A 24,792-nucleotide genomic window follows, 5' to 3' on the forward strand; every position below is an offset into this window, starting at 1 on the left:
TTCCGCGGTGGCGTGTCGGGCGCGCCGCCCGCCCGTATCCCGGCGGATCGATGCACACGTGTTCGGTGAGGTCAACTGGCTTGGGTGAGAGCTGAGTTGGGTCTTGAGAAAACGTTGACGGGGCCTGATCGCGACCCTAATGTTCTGTGCCTCAGCCGAGCGCAGCTCGATCAATTCACGCAAGAACCTCGCCTGTAACGAAAGAAATCAGAGACGTGCCCCTTTCTCCGCCACGCTGAGGAACCGGGCCGGGGCCCCAGGGCGACCAGATGCACAAGAGCGTCCAGTTGGCCCCGGGCGTCCGGGGACGAGGTGAGCGACACAGCGGGGGGAGGGGGCGGATGAGCCTCTTCGAGGACGGCAGGCCCTTCTTGCGGGCGCTGCCCGCGGAGGACCGGCGGGCGCTGCTCGCACTCGGCCGGGCCCGCGGGTACGCGCCGGGCGAGGTCGTCCTCAGGGAGCACGACACCACCACCTTCGTCGTGGCGATCGTCAGCGGCTGGGCCTCCGTCTCGCTGGAGACGGAGCGCGGCGTACGGCTGATCCTGGCGCTGCGCGGCAGCGGTGAGGTCGTCGGTGACCAGGCCGCCGTGGACCACCGCCCGCGCAGCGCCACCGTCACCGCGCTCGGCCCGGTGGACGGCGTGGTGGTGCCCGGCGACCGGTTCCGCGGCTACCTCGCGGCCCGGCCCGTCGCCACCGTACTGATCATGCGGCAGTTCAGCTCCCGGCTGCGCAGCTCGGACGGCGAACGGCGGTCCCTGGCCTCGGAGAAGGTACTGCAACGGCTCGCCGCGCGCCTGGTGGAACTGGCCGAACGCGCCGGCCACCCCGGAGCGCGCGGCGTGGACGTCGATCTCCCGTTGCCCCAGCATGACTTGGCGGCCGCCGTCGGCTCCACCCGCGAAGCGGTGGCCAAGGCGCTGCGGCTGCTGCGCGAGCAGGGCGTCGTACGGACCGGCCCCCGGCGGCTGGCCGTGCTCGACCTCGCGCTGCTGCGGCTGCTCGCCGAGGGGCGCGCGGTCGGCGGCCGGACACCCGGCGGGCCCGCTCCCGTACGTCCCGGGGAATCCCCGCCCGCTGTGTAAACGGCTACAGCCACCCTCTCCCGCCCCGGCCATGCTGCTGCACGTCGGCACGAACCAGGAGGTCCAGTGAGCACGGAAGCCTTGCACCGACTCGTCGTCACCGGAGACGTCTGCGGATCCGGACGGCTGGGGCTGCGTGCCAAGCTGCGGATGCGCGAGGCGATGTACGACGTCTTCGAGGCGGGGTTCACCGCCGTGGGGGTCACCGAGGAGTCCTTCCACCTGGAGGACCGCGGGGACGGCGTCCTCGTCGCGCTCGCCCCCGACGTACCGTCCGCCCAGCTGGTCGGCCCCTGGCTCGAAGCGGTCTACCAGCGGCTCCGGCAGGTCAACGAAGGGCGCGCGGAGCCGCTGCGGCTGCGCGTCGCCATGCACGCCGGGCCGGTCGCCCAGGACGTCCGGGGGCTGGCCGGGCGCGCGGTGGACCTCGCCTGCCGGCTGTGCGACAGCGACACGGCCAGGAGCGTCATGCGGCTGGCGGACCGGGCACCGCTGCTGTTCGTGGTGTCCGGCTCGCTGTACCGCGACGTGGTGGCGGAAGGCGGCACCTGCATCGAGCCCGAGCACTACCGCAGGGCGCGGGTGTCGGAGAAGGAGACGGACGAGGAGGCGTGGTTCCACGTCCCCCGGCTGCCGGTTCCGCCGCTGCCGGACGTGGCGTCACCGGAGGCACCGCCGGACGCGGCGGTGCGGGCGCGGGAGCGGCCGTGCGCGACGGGGGTGCGCGCGGCCCAGGGCCCGGCGCCGGAGCAGGGCGGCGGGGCGGGGCATGGGGGTACGGCCCCGCCGCCCGCTTCCGGGCCCGGACCGGCCGCCGGTACCGCAGCGGAGCCCGCCGCGTACGCCACCAAGTACCACTTCGGCCACATCGGCGGCAGCAACCAGATCTTCGACGGCAACACCTTCACCGGGGACTTCACCGGCGTCCGGCAGGCCGACGCCGTACCGGAACAGGCCCCGGACCGGCCCGGACCGCCCGCCGCGGACCGCTCCGGCGGCGGCACCGGGCCGGAAGGCGGTGACCGGTGAGCGAGGTGGACGACGGGGCCGCGCCGGCCGGTGAGCAGCCCCCGGCACTGCCCGACGGCCGGCCCGGCCGGGACGACGACGCCGCGAAGGCGGCCCGGGACGGCCGGGCCGACGCCGCCGAACCTCCCGAGGAGAAGCCGCGGCTGGACGCCCCCAAGGGCAGTCCGCTGGGCGGCGCCGGCGAGGCGGGCGGCGCCCGTACGGCCCGCGAGGCCCGCACCAACCTGCACGTCGAGGGCGACAACCAGATCTACGACGGCAACGCCTTCTACCAGACGCAGATCTACGACGGGAACACCTTCTACCAGCCCCAGATCCGGGTCGGCGTCGGCGCGGACACCGTCTTCGTCGACGGGCCGGTGCCGGACGAGGAACTGGAGCGCCTGGCCCGGGTCCACTGCCCGGCCCCCGGCCACATCGCGATGCGGACCCGGCTGGAGCGCACGCACCTGCTGGCGCTCTGCGGCGAGCACGGCACCGGCCGTACCTCCACCGGCCTCGCCCTCCTGAAGGACGTCGCCGACGGGGTGTCCCGGCTGGACCCGTCCACCGCGCTCGACAGCGTCGACCAGGACAAGTTCGAGGCCGGCCGCGGCTATCTGCTCGAACTGCCCGCCGAGGACGCCGGCGCGGTCCCCGGCACCGCCCGCGACACGGAGAACGGGAACGGCGCCGGCCACCGGCTCTCCGAACTGCACCTGGACCGGCTCAGCGCCCTGCTCGCCGGGCGCGGCGCCTACGGCGTCCTGGTCGTGGGCAGCGGCGACTTCGCCGACCGGCTGCTGCGCGGCCGCTACGGCGTGCTGTGCGTGCCCCCGCCCGCCGACGACGTCCTCGAACGCCACGTGGCCGACCTGCTCGCCGACGCGCCGGCGGAATTGCGGCACCTGGCCCACGCCAACGCCCGGCGCGCCGACGTACGGCAGGCGCTCGGCCTCGACGAACTGCGGCCGGGCGAGGCGGCCCGGCTCGCCACCCACCTCGCCGCACACGCCAGGGGCGACACCGACGACGCCCGACTGCTCCGCGAGTGCGCGTGGTTCGCGCCCCGCCAGGCGCAGGAGTGGTTCGCCGGCGCCGACCGGCCCGGCACCCTGCCCGAAGCGCTGCCCGCCCTGCGCGCCGCTGCGCTGCGGCTCTCCCTCGCGGTCTTCAACGGCTCCGCGGAGAGCCTGGTGACCGAGGCGGGCGAACTGCTCGCCTGGGAGCTGGCGGTCACCCTCGACCCCCAGTACGCGCCGGGCCGGCCGCTGTTCACCGCGCAGACCGCGGCCCGGCTGGCCGCCGCCCGCGCCGTACCGGGCCGCGGTGTCGAGGATCTGGGCGACGCGGTCATCCCCGTACGGGTGGTGCGCTTCCAGGGCCGCCGGCTGGCCACCGCCGTGCTGTGCGAGGTGTGGGACGGCTACCACAACGTGCGCGGCCCGCTGACCCGCTGGCTGCGGTCCCTGTGCGACGACCAGCGCCCCCAGATGTGGGTGCGCGCCGCGATGGTCGCGGGCGCCCTGTGCGCCCGGGACTACCTGTACGGCTTCTCCGAACTGCTGCTGCCGCTGGCCCGCGCCGACAGTCCGGTGCAGCAGATGGCCGCGGCCACCGCGCTGGCCGAGGCGTCCCGCGACCCGCAGGTGCAGCCCGCCGTGCGCGGTCTGCTGCGCGACTGGGCACGTGGCGACGACCGGTCGGCCCGCGAGACGGCCGCCTTCGCCCACGGATACGGCCTGGCCGCCGGCTCGGTCGCCGGGTCCCTGGACGAACTGGCCCGGATCGGGTCCCGCGAGGACGGCGGCAAGCCCGCCGACGCCGCCTCGTACAGCGTCGTACGGCTGCTGGCGGGACCCGAACCCGACGTCGTGCTCAGGCGGCTGGCCCGCTGGCTCGGCGACCGGCGGCAGGCCCGGCAGAACCTCGCCCTGATGGTGGTGCTGCGCGCGCTGTCCACCCGCACCTCCCACCTGTGGGGGCTCAAGGACAGCCCGGCCCTGGAGCCGTACGGCTCCTGGCCGCTGGCGGCGGCACTGCTGGCGGCCCACCCCGAGCGGGCGCCCTGGCTGGCGGACCTGGTGCACAGCACGCTCAACACGGCGCGGGCGGGCGCCGCCGCGCAGGAGGAGACGGGCCGCTGGATGCGGCGGGCGGCCAAGGACCAGCGGCAGCTCGACGTGCTGTGCGGCTTCCTGCCACGGCTGGTGGAGGAGCGGCGGGACCGGGACCGGTTGCTGCTGCTGGTCGCCCGGCTGGAGCGGGACAGTGACGAACCGCTCGCCCCCCGGGCGGCCGCGCGGATGCGGGCGGTGCTGGAAGGAGAGGGACGACGATGACGCAAGACGGCCGGAACGGCGCGCCGCACGGCTACGGGCCGGGCGCGCCGGCGGGTCAGGGACCGGGGCCCGGAGCTGCGGTGCGGGGGCCGCTGGTCCAGGAGTACGAGTCGGCGGGCCGGTTCCGGCGGCCCAGCATGCAGGTGGCCGCGGTGCTCCGGTACGACAACGGCGGCTACAGCGTGGTGTGGCCGGACCGCCGTGAGGATGTCAACAAGCCGCTCTTCAGGGGCCCGTTCAGGGTGATGGAGGTGCGGATGGGCTGGCATGTGACCGAGTTCCGCACCGAACTGCCCGCGGCGGGCGACGCGGAGTCCTTCCGCGCCTCCGTGGAGGTGCGCTGGCGCGTCGTGGACGCCTACGCGGCGGTCTGCGCCAACGTCTGGGACCTCGCCGAGCACTTCTCGCCCGTGCTGCTCAAGGCGCTGCGCGGGGTGACCCGGCGCTACCGCATCAGCGAGGCGGAACGGGCGGACCGGGCGGTGGAGAACGAACTGGCCGACCTGCGCCTGGGCGACGAACTGGGCCTGGAGACCGACGTGTTCGTCCGGATCGACCTGAGCGAACGCGGGATCAGCGCGGAGCGGCAGCGCACCGACATCGACCACGAGGGCGATCTGGCGCGCCGGCAGCACGCGGAGGAACTGAAGAAGGAACGGCGGGAACAGGAATTGACCCGGATGCGGGCCGCCGAGCTCCAGGAGATGCTCAGCGGCAGCGACGACAGCCGGATCGCGTGGTTCATGGCCCGGGACAAGGCCCGGGCCTGGGACATCCACCAGGCGATCCTCCAGGAGCGCCGCGAGGAGCGGGCCCTGTCCATCGAGACGGTGTTCCGCTTCGTCGACGGCGGGCTGATCGAGCGGCACGACCTCAACGACCAGACCCTGGCCGCCATCGACTTCCTGCGCTCCACGACCAGCGGAGTGGTCGGGCGGGCGGCCGATTCCTTCCTGGAGCCGCCGCGGCGGCGCGCCCTGGAGGACGGCGGACACCGCGCCGAGCGCGAACGGGTCCGCGAACGGCAGCGGATGGACTGGGCGCACGAACCCGATCCGGGGCCCGAGGACGGGCCGGGCGAGGACCCGGCGTACGACGACGGGCCCGGGCCGAGGTCCGGGAACGGCCGTACCGGCGGCGATGACGGGTACGGCGACGACCGGTACGGCGCCGAGGGGCACCGCGAGGACCGGTACGGCACCGACGGCCACCGCGACGCCCCGTACCGCACGGACGAGCCGTATCGCGCGGATGCCCCGTACCGCACGGACGAGCCGCATGACACGGACGACCGGGGCCGGGTCTACGAGCCCGACCGGGTCCAGCCCGCCGCCGAGCGCGACGACTACCGCGCCGCCCGGCGTACGGACTTCCGCGACGACCGGTACGACGACCGGTTCGACGGCCCCCGGTACGACGGCCGCCCGGACGACTTCCGGCACGGCGCGCGGGACGACCGCCGCGGCGACCACCGGGACGATCACCGGGACGCGCCCGCACCGCGCCGCGGCCGGGGCCTGGACTGGGGGGACGCATGACCACCGGAGCTCCGCCCGCACCCGCCCCCGCACCCGCCCCCGCACCGGCGCCCGCCCGCGGGGCCTGCCCCTGCCCCGCGTCCGGCCCCGCCGCGGGGCTCGGCCCCGACTTCGTGGCCGAGCGCCTGCTGAAGGCCGTACGCGAAGAGATCAGCCGCGCCGACACCAAGGCGTCCGTCATGATGACCGGCGCCACGGCGGCGCTGGTCCTGCTCTGCGGCCGGGACGGGCAGCTCCTGGCGATGCCCGCCGCCCGCGCCGCCCTGCTGCTCACCGGCACCGTGCTCTGGACGCTGGGCATCGCGATGTTCGTGGCGGCGGTGCTGCCCCGCACCCGTACCGCCGTGGACGGCTGCCTGACCTTCCTGCCGCAGCTCACCCGGGGCACGTCGGCCGACGTCCTGCTGCCGCGGGTGGCCCTGGCGGGCCGCGACACCGCGCAGTGGGCCGTCGAGCAGGCGTGCACCCTCGGCCGCATCCTCGGCGCCAAGTACCGCTGGCTGCGCTGGGGCGTCGGCTGCCTGGCCGCCGGCGGCTCCTGCGCCCTGGCCGGAGGACTGTGGTGAACACGACGCACCGGACCGGACCGGCCGCCGCCCGCACCCGCCGCGGGGCACGCCGCGCCGCCGTGGCGGCGCTCACCGCGCTCTGCGCGACCGTGCCGCTCGGCCCGCCGCCCGCGTGGGCCGCGCCCTCGCCCACCGCCCCGGCCGTGGGCCCGACACCCGTCGACTTCTCCGTCGTCGTGGACGCCTCCGCCAGCATCGGCAAGGACGCGCTGGCCCGCGAGGCCGAAGCCGCCGCGCTGATAGGCCAGGGCGAGATCTCCGACCGGTCCCGGGCCGGCGTGATCGGGTTCGGCAGCGCGGAGAAGGAGGGCCAGCAGCCCGTACGGGAAGTCTGCCCGCCCACCGTCGTCGACGCCGCGGGCCGCCAGCGCATCAGCGACTGCGCCCGCCGCCTGACCGACCGCGCGAGCGCCGGCCTCGGCCCCGGCACCGACTTCCCCGCCGCCCTCACCCAGGCCCTGACCCGCCTGCGCGAGAACGGCACCGAAGGCGCGGCCAAGGTCATCTTCCTGCTCACCGACGGCAAGCTGAACGTCGAGGACAGCCCCGCCTACGGGGCCGATCCCGCCGCCCGGCGGCAGGAGGGCGAGAAGCGGCTGCGCGAGGTGCTCGACCGCGCGCGCCGCGAGCACGTGCAGATCTGGCCGCTGGGCTTCGGCAAGGGCATCGACAAGAAGGCCCTCCAGCAGATGGCCGACGGCGGCTACCGCAACGGCTGCGCCGAGCTGCCCGGCGCCCGGCCGCGGCCGGAGGTCGTCGACGGCGCGGCGGACGTGGACCGGGCGCTCCAGGGCGCGTTCGCCGCCGCCCGCTGCGCCCGCGTCGAGCAGGGCACCAGCGGCAAACCGCCGGGCGAGCTGGAGGTGACCATCCCGCCGATCGCGACCGACGGATCGATCACCGTCACCAAGCGCGACCCGCGGGTGACCGCCGCCTATTACGACCCCAAGGGCCGCAAAGTGCCCTTGCAAGGGGAGTCCGACGGCTCCCGCTTCGAGGTCAGCGGCCAGGACGGGCCGGTCGAGGCACTGCGGGTCAAGGACCCGCTGCCGGGGAAGTGGCGGGTGAAGCTGTCCGCGCCCGAGGGGCACCGGGACCAGCCCGCGACCGTACGGGCCATCTGGCAGGGCGTGCTGCGCTCGTCGGTCACCCTGGAGCCGTCCGCGCCCCGGCCCGGCGAGGACGTCGTCGTACGGATGCGCCTCCAGACCCGGCGCGGTGTGGTGATCACCGATCCCGGCCAGCTCGCCGGGGTGCGGGCCGCCGCCCAGCTGTCCGGCGACGGCTTCGAGCCGGTGGACGTCCCGCTGCGGGACGACGGCGAAGGCCCCGACGAACGGGCCGGTGACGTGCTGTACGGGGCCACGGTCACGGTGCCGAAGACGGCCACCGGCGCCCTGCGGCTGGCCGGTGCCATCGCGGCGCCCGGCGTCACCGGCGACCGGCGGCCCTACGACACGCGGGTCTCCTCGGGCCCGGCGCCCGTGGCGGCCGGTGTGACGCTGGAGGGCCACGACGTGCACCCCGGCGGCTCGGTCGGCGGCAAGCTGGTCGCCCGCAACAACGACAGCCGCCCGCACACCCTGCGGCTGGGCCTGGCCGACCAGTCCACGGCGGCGGCCCTGCGCATCGCCCCGGCCACCGTCACCGTCGCGCCCGGCGCCCAGCAGCCGGTGCCGTTCACGGTGTCCTTCGGCGACGGGGCACCGCCGGGCGACGCCGGCGGCCGGATCACCGTCACCGACCGGACCGACGGCGGCCGGGAGGTCGGCTCCGCCTTCCTGACCGTCACCGTCACCCCCGCCCCCACCTGGTGGGACCGCTGGTGGTGGGCGGCCGTCGGCGGTGCCGGACTGCTGCTCGCGGCCACCGCGGTCATCGCCATCCGCATCTGGTACGGCGGTGTGCAGGGGTCGCTGCAAGGGCTCGTCCTCGAACTGCGCCGGGAGGGCAGCACCTTGGGCGAGCTGAAGGTACGCGGCGCCCGCACGAAGACGTTCTGCTTCGCGGTGGACAACCCGTCCTCGCCGCGCCCCGGCCTGCGCCGCCGGGACGTGCGCGCGGCACAGTCGTACCGGCTCCAGCGCAAGGGCGACGGGCTGCGGCTGCGCGTACCCCGGGGTGGCGAGCAGCCGGTGCCGCGCGGCGCGCCCGTATCGCTCGACCACGACCTGGAACTGTTCGTGCGCGGCGGGCGCGGACCGGGCCGGGAGCGTACGGGACGGCAGCGGCGGCCGGGCACGGCGCCCGGCCCCCGGAACACGCCCGGCCGCTTCACCGGACGGTTCGGCCGGGGCGGCACCGGCACACCCGACGGCCGTGGCGGACAAGGGCCGGCCGGCGACGGCGGCGGCAGGCGGTCCGGTCCGGCCGGACCGGGCGGCTCGGGCGGGGCAGGCGGCTCGGCCGGATATGACTCCGCGTTCTGAGGCGTCCGTGCCACCGGGCGGCGGCTTGCGCGCAGCGCCGCCCGGACCGCCGGCAGCACCACATCTCGCAGCACAGGCCGCCCCCGACGGGCGGACGAGGGGAGCGACACCATGAAGATCTACCAGCCCATGCTGTTCGTGGGGCTGGGCGGCACCGGCGCCCGGATCGGCGCCGAGCTGGAGCGGAACCTGCGCCGCGAGCTGTGCGGGCCGGACGGCACCGACCTGGTCGGCCGCGGCAAGCAGCGGGTCCCCTTCCAGCTGCCGGACTGCCTGCAGTTCGTGTACGCGGACTTCAGCGAGTCCGAGCTGGACCGGCTGCCGCACCTGAGCGCCCGCGGCCCCGAGGCGGCGGCGTTCGCCCGCACCTCCCGGGCCGTGCACAACCTGCTGCCCACCTACGACAACTCGCCCGAGATGACCCGCATGCTGCGCATCGCGCAGCACGACGAGACCGTCGGCTGGCTGCCGCCGCGGGTGGACGAGCCCCGGGTCTCCCCGCTGCACACCGGCGCCGGGCAGCTGCCCACCGTCGGCCGGGCCGCGCTGTTCGCCACCATGCGCAACGGCCCGGACCAGGTGCTCGGCCCGCTCCGCGCGGCGATCGACGCGCTCAGCAAGTCGGCGGGCGACCTCCAGGAGCTGGGCGGCGGGCAGATCCGCGGCTACGACGTCTTCGTGGCGTTCTCCGTCGCGGGCGGCACCGGGGCGGGCATCTTCTACGACTTCCTGCACCTGATCGGGCACGCCTTCCACTCGGTGAACCTGCCCGGCGCCAAGATCTACCCGCTGGTCGTGATGCCGTCCGCGTTCCCGCCGGAGTCCGGCGGCGGCCGGGAGGCCGAACTGAACGCCGCCCGCGCCCTGGTGGACCTCTCCCACCTGGTCGACGACCAGAACGCCGCGGACGCCACCCCCGACCTCGGCGACGTGGAACAGCGCGGCTCGCTGAGCGTGAAGTACCCGGAGATGGTGCCGGTCAGCCTGCGCACCTCCACCGTCCAGACGGCGTTCCTCTTCAGCCGTACCGCCGGGATGCGCCCCGACGACCTGCGCCGTTCCATCACCGCCATGGTCACCTCGCTGATCGGCACGGACCTGGGCGAGGAGAACACCCGCGGCCGGGCCGACGACGCCTACCAGTCCTTCGCCGCCAGCTTCGTCAACCGCGGCACCAGCCGCTCGGCCGCCGCCGCCACCGGCATCGGCCTCCAGGGCATGTCCACCGCGCTGGCCGCCTCGATGACCGTGCCGGTCGACGAACTCGCCGAGATCGTCGCCGCCCGGATGCTGGCCTGCGCCGTACGCGGCCTGGTGGACCGGGCCCGCCAGGGCGGCGCCGGCCACCGGGCCCTGGTCGCCGAGGCGTTCAAGGAGTCCGGCATCGAGGACGTGTGGGCCCGGGACGCGCTGGAGGTGGCGGATCCCGACCCGGTGCCCAAGGGCGCCAAGGCGATCGGCCAGGCGCTGCGCGACCGGATCGGCGACATGGAGGACCAGCTCGCCCAGCTCGACCGGCAGCTGGACCGCCGCTCGGTGGAGCTGGCGGAGCGCTTCAACCCGCGCCGCGGCCTGCTCGCCCTGCTCAAACAGCACGACCCGTTCCGCCTGGAGCGGGTGTTCACCGGCAATCCGGGCGACCGCGACCGGGTCGCGCAGGCCGGCTTCTCCGGCATGCTCGACAACCGGCGCAACCGCCCGCAGCGCCCCGAGGGCGTGGACACCAGCCCGCCGCCGGTGCCGCGCATCGGCCGCCGGATGGGCGGCGTGGTGCCCGCGCGCTGGGGCGACCCCGAGGTGGAGGCCGCCCAGCAGGAGCAGGACGCCTGGTACCGCTGGGCGGCCTGCCGGGTCTGGCACGCGCGGTGGAAGGAGCAGGAGCCGCGCTGGCGCCCGCTCGCCGACCGGTCCATGAAGGAACTGACCGCGCTCGTACGGGCCTTCCGCGACCACGAGGAGGAGGAGAACGGCCTGTTCCGCGAGCGGCGCCGCGAGCTGTACCGCGAGGACCGCACGGGCGTGTCGTACCTGCTCCCGCCGCAGAACACCCTCGACGCCTTCTACGACGACGTCCTGACCCGCCTCCTCCAGCGCGAGGGCATCCCGGACAGCCAGGACGAGGCCGCGCTGCTCGTGCGCATCGTCGAACCGCAGCACTGGGAACACGCCCTGGAGGCCGTCCAGCGTTCGCCGCGCGCCGCCGTCAAGGAGGTCAAGCAGGTCCTGGAGGCCCGGATCAAGAAGCTGTTCGGGGAGGCCGGCGTCCACCAGGAGCGGCCCCTGCTGCCGTCCCTCGGCGATCTGCTCGCGGCGGCGTCCGGGGACGAGGAGTCCGCCGAGTCGGTGGACGAGAAGTGGCTCGACCAGTTCCGCTCCCAGCTCGCGGGCCTGCTGCCGGCCGGTTTCACGCCGGACGGGACCGGAAGGCTGAAGACGCTCATCGTGCGCCCGCAGACCAAGGCCAAGGGCAGTGTGGACCGCTTCCTGGAGCAGTCGCTGCTGCTGCCGCGCGACGAGAACCGGATGCCGGCCGAATTCCGCGCCGTACCCACCGAATCCATCACCGTCGTGCTGTTCCGCAGCGAGATGAGCCTGACCGACATCTCCGAGGTGCGCCAGGTGCTGCGCCTGTGGGGCCGGGCCAGGGAGCGGGAGGGCCGCGAGGACCACCTCCAGTGGCGCCAGCGCACCGGCTACCGCGACGCGTGGCTGGCCAGTACGGAGAGCGACCGGCAGCGGGTGCTCCAGCGCATGCTGTGCGCGATGTGGAACGGGCGCGTCGAGGTCACCGGCGACCCGCTCTCCCCGGAGAGCGTCTGCTTCCGGCTGCGCGGCGGCGACTCGGCCACCATGACGCTGGCCCTGCAACCGTACGACCGGGACGTCTCCAGCTGGTCCGACCTGCTGCGGGCCTACGAGCGCTGGGCGCTGCTGGACGCCGGGTCGGCGGTCAAGGACTTCTGCTCGGTGCTGATGGAGGCCCTGCCGGAGGGGCTGAGCACCACACCGAGGGAGCCCGACCCGCTGTTCTGGACCTTCCTGCGCGCGGTGGCCCCGGAACAGGCCGCCCGGCTGCGGCAGCGCGCCCGGGACCTGGACGCGGACGACCAGGACTGGATCGAGCCGCTGCGCCACTTCTGGACCACGACCCTGGACGGCGCGCTGGACCTGCGCTTCCCGCGCAGCCTGCGCGCCAACCGGCCCTCGCTGCGCGCCCTGGCACAGGCCCAGGCACAGCTGCGGCAAGGGGGCGGCTCCCCGTCCCGGCTCCGCAAGGCCAACGGGCACCAACCGGCCGGGGAGGACCGGGCACGGGAGGCGCGGCCGTACGAGTCCGGTGCGCGGACCGGCGCGTACGAGCCCGGGGCGCACGGGACCGGCCCGCAGGAGACCGGCCCGTACGAATCCGGCCCGTACGAGTCCGGTGTACGCGGGACCGGCCCGCACGCCACCGCTCCGCATGAGCCGACGCCCCGGCAGGCGCCCGGACCGCACGAGCCGCGGCCGGAGCCCGAGGGGCCGGGCCGCCCCGCGAGCCCGGCCGAGGACGCCCTGTGGGCCGATCCGTGGGACGACGGGCCGAGGGAGGAGGATCTGCTGTGAGCGCCCGCACCACTGCTCCGGTCGTCACCCTCGACCTGCGGGACGGCGACGCCGCGTTCGCCGGCGCGGACGGGCTGCACCGCGCCGTCCGCGCCGCGCTGGACGGCGCCGCCGACCGGCCGGCCGAGCGCTTCCTGCTCGTGGACACCGCCGACGGCCTCGCCCGCCACCAGCGCACCTACGAACAGGTCCTGGCCTACGGCTCCGGGCACGCGCTGTGCGTCGCGGTCGGCGCCCCGCCCGCGGAACCGGGCGACGGCATCGCGGTGCCGCCCGCGCCGACCCCGTGGGCCCTGAACCGGCCCTCGCCGCTGCGCCCGCCCACCGTCGGCGTCCTGTGGGTCCTCGACCCGCACGCCGGCACGGCCGCCGACCCGGCGCCGCAGGAGGACGCGGGCGCGCTGCGCCCGCTCCTCGAACTCCTCGCGGCACCGGCCGTGTTCGACGCCGTCCTGCACGCGGTCTCGGAGATCCCCGACGGTGTGGCCGTGCCCGCCCTGCGCGTACTGGAACACGACCTGTCGCCCACCGCCCGCGCCCGCGTCTGGCGGCAGGCGCTGGCCGACCTGGTCGGCCAGGACGACCCCGGCGGCCGGATCTCGGTCGCCGACCCGGAGGCGGGCGGGGTGCCCGCCGCGCTGGCGCCGCTGGTCGGCGCGGGGATGCCGCGGAGCGTGGAGCGCGCGGAGTGGCGGCGGGCGGGCGGCGAGGCCGACGAGCGGTTCCGGGCCTGCGAAGCGGCGCTGGACGAGGCGGAGGACGCCTACGAGCGGCAGCGCGGCGCGGGCGGGCTGCTGCGCGGCGCGGCCGGGGACACCGACCTGGCCGGGAGCCTGGAGGCCGCCGCCGCCGAACTGGCCGCCTACCGCGAGACCGTCGCCGAGACCCTCCGCGACGGCGACGGCGTCGGCCTGCCCCCGGAACAGCGCCGGCGGCTGTACGAGCACGGCATCGACCTGCCCCGGGTGCCGGAGGCCGCCCGCGACCGGATCGGCCCCGGTCTGCGCGGCTTCGCCCAGAACCTGCTGGCGCGCCGGCTGCCGCTGCGTTCCACGGCGGCCCGGCTCAGCGCGCTGTCCGACCTGGCCACGCCCACCGGCAGCGCGGCCCGCCTCGGCCGGCTGGACGAGCTGTGCCCGGCCGATCTGCCGCGGCAGTTGGCCGGGCCGCGGCCGTTCGAGGTGCGCGGCGCGGCCTCCGCGGAGCTGGCCGGCGGCGCGGCCGTCGCCGCGGCGGCGGGGCTGTGGCCGGGACCCGGCTGGGCGCTGGGCCCGCTGACGGCGCTGGCCGCCGCCGGGCTGACCGCACTCGCCCTGGCCCGCCGTCCCGGGCGCGGCGGGGACGGGCGTCTGGACGGCGGCGGACGCTCGGGCGCCCTGGCGCAGTTGTGTGCCGGACTGGCCGGAGCGGCCGTCGGTATCGCCCTGGGCCAGGCCCTCGCGGTCCCCGCCTGGCTCGGGCTGAGCACCCTGCTGGTGGCGCTGGTCGCGCTGCCGCTGCTGGCGGTACGCCGGTGGACCGAGGCCCTGGACACCTGGTGGGCGGTGGGCGGCGGCCCCGAGGGGCGGGACGCGCTGCACGCCCTCGACGGACTGCTGGCGGACGCCGTCGTACACGACTGGCTGCTGGCGGACGCCCGGCTGTACTGCGCCGACGGGGCGCGGGCGGTGGCCGGGATGATCCGCCGTGCGGCGACCGCCGCCGAGGGCCGCGAGCCGGTGCCCGCCGCGGGGGCCGACGGCGGCGCCCGGGACACCGGTCCGCCGGCCGGCGATCTGCTGGACGACGACTGGTTCGGTCCGCCGGCGCCCGGCCGGCAGGATGCGCCGCACGCCTCGTACGACTCCTTCGAGACCGCCGGCCCCCGGTACGACGACACCGCACAGGGCTGGGACGACTGGGACGACTGGGACCGCGAACCGGAACCCGGCGGACCGGACGGCGCCGGCGGGCCGGCCACCGCACGCGGCGCCACCTGGCAGGACCCGCTCGCCGACACGGTCCCGCGGGCCGCGGCCGGGGCCGCGCCCGCACCGGCCGCCGCCCCGCCCGACGACGTGCCCGTCCCCTGGCTGGAGCGGGAGGCGGGCGACGGCGGACCGGAGCTGGTCGCCACCCTCGTGGGCGACCTCGCCGACGGCATCGCCGGGCTCCTCGACCCGTACTGGGGCGCCATCGAGCGCGACCCCGGCGCGGCCGCCGCGCTCCCCGTCGACCGGGAGGTACGCGCCCTGATCGACGGCGAGAGCGCCCGGCTGGCCCGGGACGGCGTCGCCGCGGCCCCCGCCTTCGCCCGGGACCCCGGCTCCCGGCCGGACCCGGCCGTCCTGCTCGGCCTGGCCCCCGACCGGGTCACCCGCGTCCTCCAGGAGCACGGCGACGGCACCGGCACGGTCCCGCTCTGCGCGGCCGAGCACCGCCGGCTGCTCTCCCGCGACCGGCACGCCGGCCGCGGGGTGCGCTTCGCCCCGGACGTCACCCGGCACGGCGACGGCCCGCAGCCGGCCGAAGGGCCGGGCGCCGACGACATGGTGTGGACCCCGGCCGGCCGGTACGCGGGGGTCTTCCGGCTGCTGCCGCTGCGTACCGGGTCGGTGCGCACGGTCCGGCTGCGCGGTGACGGCGACACCACCGGGCCGGAACTGCCCGCGACCGCCAACGAATGAGGGGACGTCATGAACGAGTGGGCGGACCGGCAGGACCCGGTACGGACACCTGACGCCGCGCCGGACGGCCGTGCCGCGCCCGGGGCCGGCGCGCCCGGGCCCGCCGGCCCGCGGAGCGCCGACCGCCCTCCGCGCGAACGCGTGGAGCTGGCCTTCTTCACCGACGAGGGCACTCCGGCCCGGCTGTCGGCGGCCTGCTGGGGCGAGGTGCCCGCCGGACCGCAGCGGCACCCGCTGCGCGCCAGGCCCCTGACGCTCGGCGAGGACTGGCGGGTGATGCAGTACCGCCTCGCGCACACCGCGCGCGGCGACCACCGGGCCCGCGACCGGCTGGAGGCGGAGGTGGGCGTCGGTCTCGCCGTACGCCGGGCGTTCGGCGACGCCCCGTATCACCAGCTGTTCGCCCGGCTCGGCGGCTACCACCTGGACGTACGGGAGCCGTTCGTCTTCTACGAACCCGCCCGCGGGCGCCCGCTGGCCGCGCTCGCGGGCCGGGCCACGGTCAAGGAACAGGAGCGCATCCGCAGTGAACTGGTCCTGGCGGTGCGGCTGTTGGAGGCGGTCGACGTGGTGCACCGCGGGCTGACCCCGCACACCGTACGGTGGGACGGCCGCCATGTCCGGCTGCCCGAACCGTGCCTCGCCACCCGCGCCGGGCACCCCCGCGAGGCCCTCGGCGAGGCGCCCTGGGCCGCGCCGGAACAGCGCGCCGGGCGCGGCACCGCCGACCCGCGCGACGACCTGTGGAGTGTGGCCCAGGTGATGTACCACCTGGTCACCGGACGCGAAGGGGACCCGGACGGGCCGCCGCGCGACCTGCCGCGGCTGCCCGCGCTCGGCGTGCTGTCCACCGCGTTCGCGCCGACGGCACAGGAGCGCGGCCACCCCGTCGAGGTGCTGCGGATGCTCAACCGGCAGGACCCGCTCCAGAGCCGTCCCCTCCCGGCCGACCCCCTGGAGCCGGGGCGCCGCGCCTTTGAAGAGGAACTCGCGCGCAAACGCTCCCGGTTGGGCCTGGACGGTGACCACGCGGCGGAGGACGGGCCCGGCCGGGCACCGGGCCGCGGGCTGCGCGCCCTGTTCGGGGCCGGCCGCACGGGCACAGGAGGACGCCGGTGAGCATGTACCCGATGGGCCCCGGCCCCCGGCCGGTGGTGTGCCCGTACTGCCTCGATCCGATCGCCTTCGACGAGGACCGGCTGTACGTACGCGACGAGACCAGCACCTTCGTCCGGCTGGACCTGACGGGCGAGCACAACCCGCTGCGCCGCCGGGACGCGCTGCGCGAGGCGTTCCAGGTCTGCGGCAACACGGCCGGCATGCCCGAGCACTACCTGCCCGCGCCCTACCTCACCAACGGCGAACCGCTGACGGTGGCCCTGGTCGGCAGTTCCCGCGCGGGCAAGACCCACCTGCTCGCCTCGATGATCGGCGAGGTGGAGCGCGGCGCGCTGGACGCCCACGGCCTCAAGGCCGCGCCGCTGCACACCGACGCGCACCGCGCCTACCTCAACGACCGGGTGCTCAAGCTGCGGGCCGGCGAGACGCTGGCGCACACCGAGCAGACCGAGTTCGCCGAGTTCGCCGACGGGCTGCTGGTGAGCCGGGGCGGCACGGCGCGGCCGGTGGTCTTCTTCGACCTCTCGGGCGAGGACCTGGAGCGCACCGGCCGGGTGACCCGGTTCCTGGCTGCCGTCAGCGCGTTCATCTTCGTCGTCGATCCGCTGCGCGCGCTGCCGCTGCCGTACCTGGACGCGGTGCGCGAACGCACCAAGCAGCGCACCGACGACCTCGGCGACCGCTCGTTCGGCACCGTGCTGGACCGGGTGCCGCGCGAAGGGCCGTACGTCGACGCGGCGGCCGCGGTCGTGGTGGGCAAGAGCGACCTGATCCGCTTCGAACCGGCGGTGGCGCGCTGGCTGACCGCCCCGGAGAGCGCCCGGCCGACGGCACGGGCGCTGCGCGCGGAGAGCCGGGACGTCTACGCCTTCCTGCGGCACCACGGCGGGCCCGCCTGGCTCAAGCCGTTCGGCGACTGCGCGCGGTGCACCCTGCACTTCGCGTCGGCCACCGGCGGCCAGGAGGACGCGGGCGGCTTCCCGCAGGGCGTCCGGCCGCGGCGGGTGCTCACCCCGCTGCTGTCGGTCTTCGCGATGTGCGGGCTCCTGCCGGGAGCCGACCCTCAGGAGGTGGGGCTGTGAACGCGACCGAGGCGGTGCACCAGATCGTCTTCCGCTGGGACGCGGACCACGCGGTCGGCGGCGCGGGGGTGGGCCCGGTGGCCTGGTCGGGCAACCGGGAGGGGCTGGAGCCGATCTACCGCAAGGTCGCCCCGCTGCTGCGCGTCCCCGGCGACGCGGCGCGCGAGAGCCTGGCCCGGGTGGAGCTGCCCGGGGAGGCGGGGCACGAGCGGTCGGTGCTGCTGATCCGGCGGATTCCCGACCAGGACCGCGGGGGCCGCCCCAGCACCTGTTCGCACGCGCTGCTGGGCAGTGCCTCCGTGCTGACGCCCGGCCGCTGCCTGGGCCTGCACGACTGGCGCTGGGAGGGCAGCGGCATCAACCTGCGGGAGGTCGAGGGCCGGACTCTGGAGTGCGTCCCGGCCCCGGCGCTGTGGGCGGCGGCCGACCGCGCGGCACCGGCGCTCACCGAGCGGGCCGGGCGGTTCCCCGAGGAACTGACGGCGGTGCTCGCCGAGCGCCTGCGCCGCCCGCGCAGCCGGCTCTCCGTCCTGGACCGCACGGGCGGCGAAGGGCCGGTGCCCGTCCTGTGGGGGCTGCGGCAGCTGCTGGGGCCCGCGCTGCCCGGCTCCTGGTCCTTCGCCACCCACGACACCCGGGACGGCGGGCCGTTCCGCTACGTCTTCGTGCCGCGCTGGCCCGTATCGGCCACGCAGGATCAGCAGTTGACGCGCCTGGACCCGGCCCGGCCCGGGCTCGGTACGTCCGGCGACGGCCTGCCGGACCACGGCGATCCGGCCGGAAACGCCGCCCTGCAACTGGTCGAGCACTACCTGGAGCACCGCTACGACCCCGAGGCGCTGCGCGCGACGCGCCGCGCGCTCGCCGAGCGCCACGTCTTCGAGCAGGAACGCCTCGACGAACGGGTGCGCCTGGTGCACGAGGCGCTGAAGTGGCTCAGCCACGCCGTGGGCCACCGCCGCTCCCGTACGGAGCGGGCGGACGTCACCCGCGAACCGTCGCGCGAGGAGCCGTACGACCGGGCACGGGAGACGCCGTACGACGACCGGGTGTTCGACCACATGCGGGAGGACCAGGAACAGCCGCCGTACCGGCGGGCGTACGACGGCCGCGACCGGCAGCCGCACGACCGGCCCCGCGAGGACCGCGGGCAGTCGTACGACACGTCCTGCGATCCGCCGTACGAGGAGCGCGGCGGGCGGCCCCGCGACCCGCGGCAGGCCGTCCGGGCCGGCACCGGCCTGGCCCGCGACGCGACCGCGGAGGTCCTGCTCACCGCGCTCCACCGGGACGGTGAGGACGCCGCGCGTTACCTGCACAGCAGCAGCGACGACGTGCTCCTGGAGGTGCTCGAAGGCGGCCTCCCCGCGGCACAGGCCGACCGCGTGGCCCACGCCCTCATCGACCGCGCCCCGCGCCGGACCGCCCCGGACGCCCACGCGGTCTGCGAACGCCTCCTGCTGGCCCGGCTGTTCCTCGGCCCGTGGAGCGGCCACCGCGACGAGGACCCGGTCACCGGGCCGGACGGCCGGATGCGGGTACGGACCGCCGTGCTCCTCTACGACGAGCTGGTGCGCCCGTACGGCGAACAGGGCAGCGTCCCCGGCCTGTTGCAGCGCGTCCTGCCGGACCTGTGGGACGGCCACGACGGACGGGGCCGCGCGGTGCTGCGGCACCTGCTCGAAGACGGCCGCCCCACCGGCTTCGGCGACAAGGGCTGGAAGGCGCTGTTCGACACCGCGACCCGGCAGCCGCAGGAGACGCCGCGAACCCCCCGGAGCACCGTCCGGGCCTTCCGGCGCACCGACCGCCGATCCCGCCACAGCCGCCCCCCGGACACCGCCGACAACACGCCGGAGGACCAGGCCGGCAAGCTCTGGGTCGCCGCACTGCTCATGCTGATAGCCGTCGCGGTGATCCTGATCGCGGTCATCCTTGTGGCGGGTTCCTAGCGGCCCGCCCTCCGGCACGAGCGTCCGGCAGAAGGGGAAACGCCGTGGCGCGGCCGGTCCGCGGTCCTCCGCCGCGCTCCCCGACCCGCGAAGATGGGCCCATGGGATTTCACGTCGACTCCGAGGCCGGGCGGCTGCGCCGCGTCATTCTGCACCGCCCCGATCTGGAGCTGAAGCGACTCACCCCGACCAACAAGGACGCGCTGCTCTTCGACGACGTGCTGTGGGTGCGCCGGGCGCGTGCCGAGCACGATGCCTTCGCGGACATCCTCCGGGACCGGGGGGTCGAGGTGCACCTGTTCGGGGACCTGCTGGCGGAGACCCTCCAGGTCCCCGAGGCGCGCCGGCTCGTGCTGGACCGGGTCTTCCACGAGAAGGAGTACGGGCCGCTGGCCACCGACCACCTGCGGGCCGTCTTCGACTCGATGGCCGTTCCGGAGCTGGTGGAGGCGCTGGTCGGCGGGATGACCAAGCGGGAGTACCTGGCGGCGCACCCGGAGCCGACCTCGGTCCGCTTCCACGTGATGGACCTCGACGACTTCGTACTGCGCCCGCTGCCCAACCACCTGTTCACCCGCGACACCTCGGCGTGGGTGTACGACGGGGTGTCGATCAACGCCATGCGCTGGCCGGCGCGGCAGCGCGAGACCGTGCACTACGAGGCGATCTACCGGCACCACAAGCTGTTCCGGGGCGGCGGCTTCAACGTCTGGTCGGAGGGGCAGGCGGCCTACCCGTCGACCATCGAGGGCGGCGACGTCCTGGTGCTCGGCAACGGTGCCGTACTGATCGGGATGAGCGAGCGGACCACCCCGCAGGCCGTCGAGATGCTGGCGCGCGGGCTGTTCGCGGCCGGGTCGGCGCGCACCATCGTGGCGCTGGACATGCCCAAGCGGCGGGCGTTCATGCACCTGGACACGGTGATGACGATGGTCGACGGCGGCACCTTCACCCAGTACGAGGGGCTGGGCATGCTGCGCTCGTACACGATCGAGCCGGGCGCCGGCGACCAGGAGCTGAAGGTCACCGACCACCCGCCGGAGCACATGCACCGCGCCATGGCGGCGGCGCTCGGCCTGGACGACATCCGGGTGCTGACCGCGACGCAGGACGTGCACTCGGCCGAGCGCGAGCAGTGGGACGACGGGTGCAACGTGCTGGCCGTCGAGCCGGGCGTGGTGGTCGCCTATGAGCGCAACGTCACCACCAACACCTTCCTGCGCAAGCGCGGCATCGAGGTCATTACCATTCCGGGCAGCGAGCTGGGCCGGGGCCGGGGCGGCCCGCGTTGCATGAGCTGCCCGGTGGAGCGCGATCCGGTGTGAGGGCGCGGTTCCCGGGGGAGGGGGCTGCGGGGAGCGGGCCTGCGAGGGTGAGGGAGCGGGGGTGGGGGCGGACACGAGGGTGTATAGAGATGCGGTCGGTCGTATACACTTCCATTCGTACCGATTGCCGCGACCTAGGAGCCACCCATGGCGACGGACCTCAAGGGCCGCCACTTCCTCAAGGAGCTGGATTTCACCGCGGCGGAATTCGGCCGGCTCGTCGACCTGGCGGCCGAGCTGAAGGCCGCCAAGCGCGCGGGCGAGGAGGTCGCGCGCCTGCGGGGCCGCAACATCGCCCTGATCTTCGAGAAGACCTCCACCCGCACCCGCTGCGCCTTCGAGGTCGCCGCCGCGGACCAGGGTGCCTCGACCACCTACCTGGACCCGGCCGCCTCCCAGATCGGGCACAAGGAGTCGGTGAAGGACACCGCCCGGGTCCTCGGCCGGATGTACGACGGCATCCAGTACCGGGGCAGCTCCCAGGACGCCGTCGAGGAGCTGGCGCGCCACGCCGGCGTGCCGGTCTTCAACGGCCTGACCGACCGGTGGCACCCGACCCAGATGCTCGCCGACGTGCTCACCGTGCGGGAACATGCGCCCGGCCGCCCGCTGACGGAGATCGCCTTCGCCTACCTCGGCGACGCCCGCTACAACATGGGCAACTCCTACCTGATCACCGGCGCGCTGCTCGGCATGGACATCCGGATCGTCGCTCCCGAGGACCTCTGGCCGGACGCGGAGATCGTCGCCCGGGCCAAAGAGCTGGCCGCGCACAGCGGCGCCCGGATCACGCTCACCGCGGACGTGGCCGAAGGGGTGCGCGGCGCGGACTTCGTCGCGACCGACGTGTGGGTCTCGATGGGCGAGCCCAAGGAGGTCTGGGACGAGCGGATCGCGCTGCTCGGCGGGTACGCCGTCACGATGGACGTGCTGCGCGCCACCGGCAACCCGGACGTGAAGTTCCTGCACTGCCTGCCGGCCTTCCACGACCTGGGCACCACCGTCGGCCGGGAGATCCACGAGCGGCACGGCCTGACCTCCCTGGAGGTCACCGACGAGGTCTTCGAGTCGGCGCACTCGGTGGTCTTCGACGAGGCCGAGAACCGGCTGCACACGATCAAGGCGGTCCTGGTCGCCACTCTGGCCGGGTAGGCGCCGCGCCGCACCCGCACGCCGTACGGGCCCGTACGCCCGAATTGCATGGCTATACGACCCTATGGGCGATCATGCAGGCGGAGCGGTTACCATCGAACGACTCCCGGGGTCCGGACCCACCGGTCCGGACCCCGCTGCGTGCCCGGCCCCACCCCGCCGTGCGCGCCGCACCACCGCACCACCAGAGATGAGAACCACCCCATGCGTCCGTCAGGTTCTGGACTGCGCATCAAGTCCCCCGACCTCCTCGTCGCCGAATCCGGCGCGGACCTCGCCGGCCACGGCCTCAAGCGCACCATGGGGCTCTTCCAGCTCGTGTGCTTCGGCATCGGCGCCATCGTCGGCACCGGCATCTTCGTCGGCCTGTCCGACACCGTCGCCCAGTCCGGCCCCGCCGTCCTCGTCTCCTTCGTGCTGGCCGCCGTCACCTGCGTCTTCACCGCCTTCTCCTTCGCGGAGCTGGGCGGCGCCGTCCCGGTGTCCGGCAGCTCGTACTCCTACGCGTACGCCACCCTCGGCGAGCGCGCCGCCTTCCTCGTGGGCTGGTGCCTGCTGCTGGAGTACGGCGTCTCGGTCTCGGCGGTCGCGGTCGGCTGGGGGCAGTACCTGAACGAGCTGCTGAACAGCCTGGTCGGCTGGCAGCTGCCCGCCGCGCTGTCCAGTCCGCCCGGCGACGGCGGCGTCGTCAACGTCCCGGCCGTCGTCGTGATGCTGCTCGCCGCGGTGCTGCTGGTGCGCGGCATCCGCGAGAGCGCCCGCGCGACCGCGGCGATGGCCGTGCTGAAGCTGGCGGTCCTCGTCCTGTTCTGCGCCATCGCCTTCACCGCCTTCGAGGACGGCAACCTCACGCCGTTCGCCCCGGAGGGCATCGCCGGCATCACCTCCGGCGCCTCGGTCGCCTTCTTCTCCTACATCGGATTCGACGCGATCACCACGGCGGGCGAAGAGGTGAAGAACCCGCGCCGGAACGTCCCCGTCGCGATCATGATCTGTATCGGTGTGGTCACCGTTCTGTACTGCGTGGTCGCGCTGTCCGCCATCGGCGCGCTCTCCGCCGACGAGGTGGGCCACCGGCCCGCCGCGCTCTCCCTCGTCGTCAACCAGGTCACCCACTCCGCGGTCGGCGGCGGCGTCATCGCCTTCGGCGCGGTCGTCGCCATCGCCTCCGTCGTCCTGGCGGTCATGTACGGACAGACCCGCATCCTGATGTCGATGTCCCGCGACGGGCTCGTCCCGCGGGTCTTCGAGCGGATCTCGCCGCGGACCGCCACACCGGTGGCGGGCACCTGGATCGTCGCGGTGGTCTTCGCGGTCCCGGCCGCGGTGGTCCCGCTGGACGTCGTGATGAACCTGACGACCATCGGAACGCTGGCCGTGATGGCGGTGGTCAACGTCAGCGTCATGGTGCTGCGGCGGACCCGCCCCGACCTGCCGCGCCGCTTCCGGGTGCCGCTCTTCCCGCTGAGCCCGCTGCTCGGCATCGCCTTCTGCGGCTACCTGATCTACGGGACGGGGCCGTCCACCTGGCTTCAGTTCGCCGTGTTCCTGGCGGCCGGCGCGGTCGTCTACGCGCTGTACGGGCGGCGGCACTCGCGGCTGGGGCAGGGCGGCGCGGAACCGGACGGCGACGTGCCCGCGGCCGGCGCGCCCGGCGACGGCGGCGCCGTCAAGCGTGCCGGGGCGTCCGCGGAAGGGTGAACCACACGGCCTTGCCGTGCGTGGTGGGCCGGCAGCCGGCCGCCGAGCTGAGCGTCCGTACCGGCAGCAGACCGCGGCCGTGCTCGGCCAGGGGATCGACGGGCGTGGCGGGGGCGTGCGCGGCCGGCCCCGCCATCAGTGCGGGGTCCGGGTCGTGGACCTCCACGCGGCAGCCGGCCGGGCGCAGCTCCACGACGAGGGCGAGGGGAGCGCGGCCGGAGGTGTGGGCCCGGGACCTTCGTCCGTCGCGTGGGTGACGTTCGACCGGAACCGGCCCGACGCCACCGGCGCGTTATCGCGTACTCGTGACGACAGTCACGAGGCGGTGATAACTTCGAAGCGCGCTCGCGCTTTGCACCAGCCGTCCGGCTGAAGGGGGCAGTGGCCCGATGAGCCCGTTCACAGGTTCCGCCCGTACCACCGACGCATGGCAGCACCTCCGCGTGACCAGGGAAGACGGCATCGCCACCGTCACCCTCGCGCGCCCCGACCGGCTCAACGCGCTCACCTTCGAGGCGTACGCCGACCTGCGCGACCTGCTCGCCGAACTCTCCAGGGAGCGGTCCGTGCGCGCCCTCGTCCTCGGCGGCGAAGGCCGCGGCTTCTGCTCCGGCGGCGACGTCGAGGAGATCATCGGCGCCACGCTCGCCATGGACACCGGGCAGCTCCTGGACTTCAACCGGATGACCGGCCAGGTCGTACGGGCCCTGCGGGAGTGTCCGTTCCCGGTGGTCGCCGCCGTCCACGGCGTCGCGGCGGGCGCCGGCGCGGTGCTCGCCCTGGCCGCCGACTTCCGCGTCGCCGACCCCTCCGCCCGCTTCGCCTTCCTCTTCACCAAGGTCGGCCTCTCCGGCGGCGACATGGGCGCGGCCTACCTGCTGCCGCGTGTCGTCGGCCTCGGCCACGCCACCCGGCTGCTGATGCTCGGCGAACCGGTCCGCGCTCCCGAGGCCGAGCGCATCGGCCTGCTGAGCGAACTGACCGAGGAGGGCCGTGCGGACACCGTGGCCCACGCCCTCGCGCAGCGGCTCGCCGCCGGGCCCGCGCTCGCCCACGCGCAGACCAAGGCGCTGCTCACCGCCGAGCTGGACATGCCGCTGGGCGCCGCCGTCGAGATGGACGCCGCCACCCAGGCCCTGCTGATGAACAGCGCCGACTACGCGGAGTTCCACGCCGCCTTCACCGAGAAGCGGCCCCCGAAGTGGCAGGGGAAGTGAG

General features: G+C 75.4%; 16 protein-coding genes. 15 read left to right on the forward strand and 1 reads right to left on the reverse strand.

Going from position 1 to position 24,792, the window contains the following annotated elements; all coding sequences use genetic code 11:
• The first annotated feature begins 341 nt into the window (after nt 1-341).
• From ACH4FX_RS39430 to ACH4FX_RS39495, 14 genes are all read left to right on the forward strand, one after another.
• Nucleotides 342-1,088, forward strand: a complete 747-nt coding sequence (locus tag ACH4FX_RS39430) for a Crp/Fnr family transcriptional regulator (RefSeq protein ID WP_398486331.1) — start codon at nt 342-344, stop codon at nt 1,086-1,088.
• Nucleotides 1,089-1,154: 66 nt separating this feature from the next.
• Nucleotides 1,155-2,117: a hypothetical protein gene (locus tag ACH4FX_RS39435; RefSeq protein WP_398486332.1), complete on the forward strand. Its 963-nt coding sequence runs from the start codon at nt 1,155-1,157 to the stop codon at nt 2,115-2,117.
• Entirely contained in the window at nt 2,114-4,438 is a 2,325-nt protein-coding gene (locus tag ACH4FX_RS39440; protein WP_398486333.1) for a hypothetical protein, read from the forward strand. The genes ACH4FX_RS39435 and ACH4FX_RS39440 overlap by 4 nt, the downstream gene beginning before the upstream one ends.
• A complete protein-coding gene (locus ACH4FX_RS39445; protein ID WP_398486334.1) occupies nt 4,435-5,976 on the forward strand; it encodes a hypothetical protein in 1,542 nt (513 codons plus the stop codon). Before ACH4FX_RS39440 ends, ACH4FX_RS39445 begins: the two co-directional genes overlap by 4 nt.
• Nucleotides 5,973-6,542 carry a Pycsar system effector family protein gene (locus ACH4FX_RS39450; RefSeq protein WP_398486335.1) on the forward strand — a complete coding sequence of 190 codons (570 nt, stop codon included), beginning with the start codon at nt 5,973-5,975 and terminating at the stop codon, nt 6,540-6,542. The genes ACH4FX_RS39445 and ACH4FX_RS39450 overlap by 4 nt, the downstream gene beginning before the upstream one ends.
• On the forward strand, nt 6,539-8,974 hold the full coding sequence (locus ACH4FX_RS39455; RefSeq protein WP_398486336.1) for a VWA domain-containing protein: 2,436 nt from the start codon (nt 6,539-6,541) through the stop codon (nt 8,972-8,974). The genes ACH4FX_RS39450 and ACH4FX_RS39455 overlap by 4 nt, the downstream gene beginning before the upstream one ends.
• Nucleotides 8,975-9,085: 111 nt before the next feature.
• Nucleotides 9,086-12,577 (forward strand): tubulin-like doman-containing protein, encoded by a 3,492-nt coding sequence (locus ACH4FX_RS39460; RefSeq protein WP_398486337.1) that lies wholly within the window; start codon nt 9,086-9,088, stop codon nt 12,575-12,577.
• A complete protein-coding gene (locus ACH4FX_RS39465; protein ID WP_398486338.1) occupies nt 12,574-15,243 on the forward strand; it encodes a hypothetical protein in 2,670 nt (889 codons plus the stop codon). Before ACH4FX_RS39460 ends, ACH4FX_RS39465 begins: the two co-directional genes overlap by 4 nt.
• A gap of 9 nt (nt 15,244-15,252) precedes the next feature.
• On the forward strand, nt 15,253-16,362 hold the full coding sequence (locus ACH4FX_RS39470) for a hypothetical protein (protein ID WP_398486339.1): 1,110 nt from the start codon (nt 15,253-15,255) through the stop codon (nt 16,360-16,362).
• 2 nt (nt 16,363-16,364) lie between these two features.
• A complete protein-coding gene (locus ACH4FX_RS39475; RefSeq protein WP_398486361.1) occupies nt 16,365-17,444 on the forward strand; it encodes a hypothetical protein in 1,080 nt (359 codons plus the stop codon).
• Nucleotides 17,441-19,396, forward strand: coding sequence for a hypothetical protein (locus ACH4FX_RS39480; RefSeq protein WP_398486340.1), 1,956 nt, complete (start codon nt 17,441-17,443; stop codon nt 19,394-19,396). The genes ACH4FX_RS39475 and ACH4FX_RS39480 overlap by 4 nt, the downstream gene beginning before the upstream one ends.
• Nucleotides 19,397-19,497: 101 nt before the next feature.
• Nucleotides 19,498-20,721 (forward strand): arginine deiminase, encoded by a 1,224-nt coding sequence (locus ACH4FX_RS39485; protein ID WP_398486341.1) that lies wholly within the window; start codon nt 19,498-19,500, stop codon nt 20,719-20,721.
• 147 nt (nt 20,722-20,868) lie between these two features.
• Entirely contained in the window at nt 20,869-21,873 is a 1,005-nt protein-coding gene (gene argF, locus ACH4FX_RS39490) for an ornithine carbamoyltransferase (protein WP_398486342.1), read from the forward strand.
• Between the two features lie 204 nt (nt 21,874-22,077).
• The gene (locus ACH4FX_RS39495) at nt 22,078-23,574 is read left to right on the forward strand and encodes an amino acid permease (protein WP_398486343.1); all 1,497 of its coding nucleotides are present in this window, start codon (nt 22,078-22,080) and stop codon (nt 23,572-23,574) included.
• On the opposite strand, the gene ACH4FX_RS39500 is transcribed toward ACH4FX_RS39495, so the two are convergent.
• The gene (locus tag ACH4FX_RS39500) at nt 23,543-23,767 is read right to left on the reverse strand and encodes an ATP-binding protein (protein ID WP_398486344.1); all 225 of its coding nucleotides are present in this window, start codon (nt 23,765-23,767) and stop codon (nt 23,543-23,545) included. The genes ACH4FX_RS39495 and ACH4FX_RS39500 overlap by 32 nt on opposite strands.
• Before the next feature lie 196 nt (nt 23,768-23,963).
• Between ACH4FX_RS39500 and ACH4FX_RS39505 the strand changes: the two genes are divergently transcribed.
• Nucleotides 23,964-24,791: an enoyl-CoA hydratase family protein gene (locus ACH4FX_RS39505; RefSeq protein ID WP_398486345.1), complete on the forward strand. Its 828-nt coding sequence runs from the start codon at nt 23,964-23,966 to the stop codon at nt 24,789-24,791.
• Nucleotide 24,792: the final 1 nt, after the last annotated feature.

Origin of the sequence: Streptomyces sp. NPDC018019 (assembly GCF_044327805.1) — a bacterium.
GTDB lineage: Bacteria > Actinomycetota > Actinomycetes > Streptomycetales > Streptomycetaceae > Streptomyces.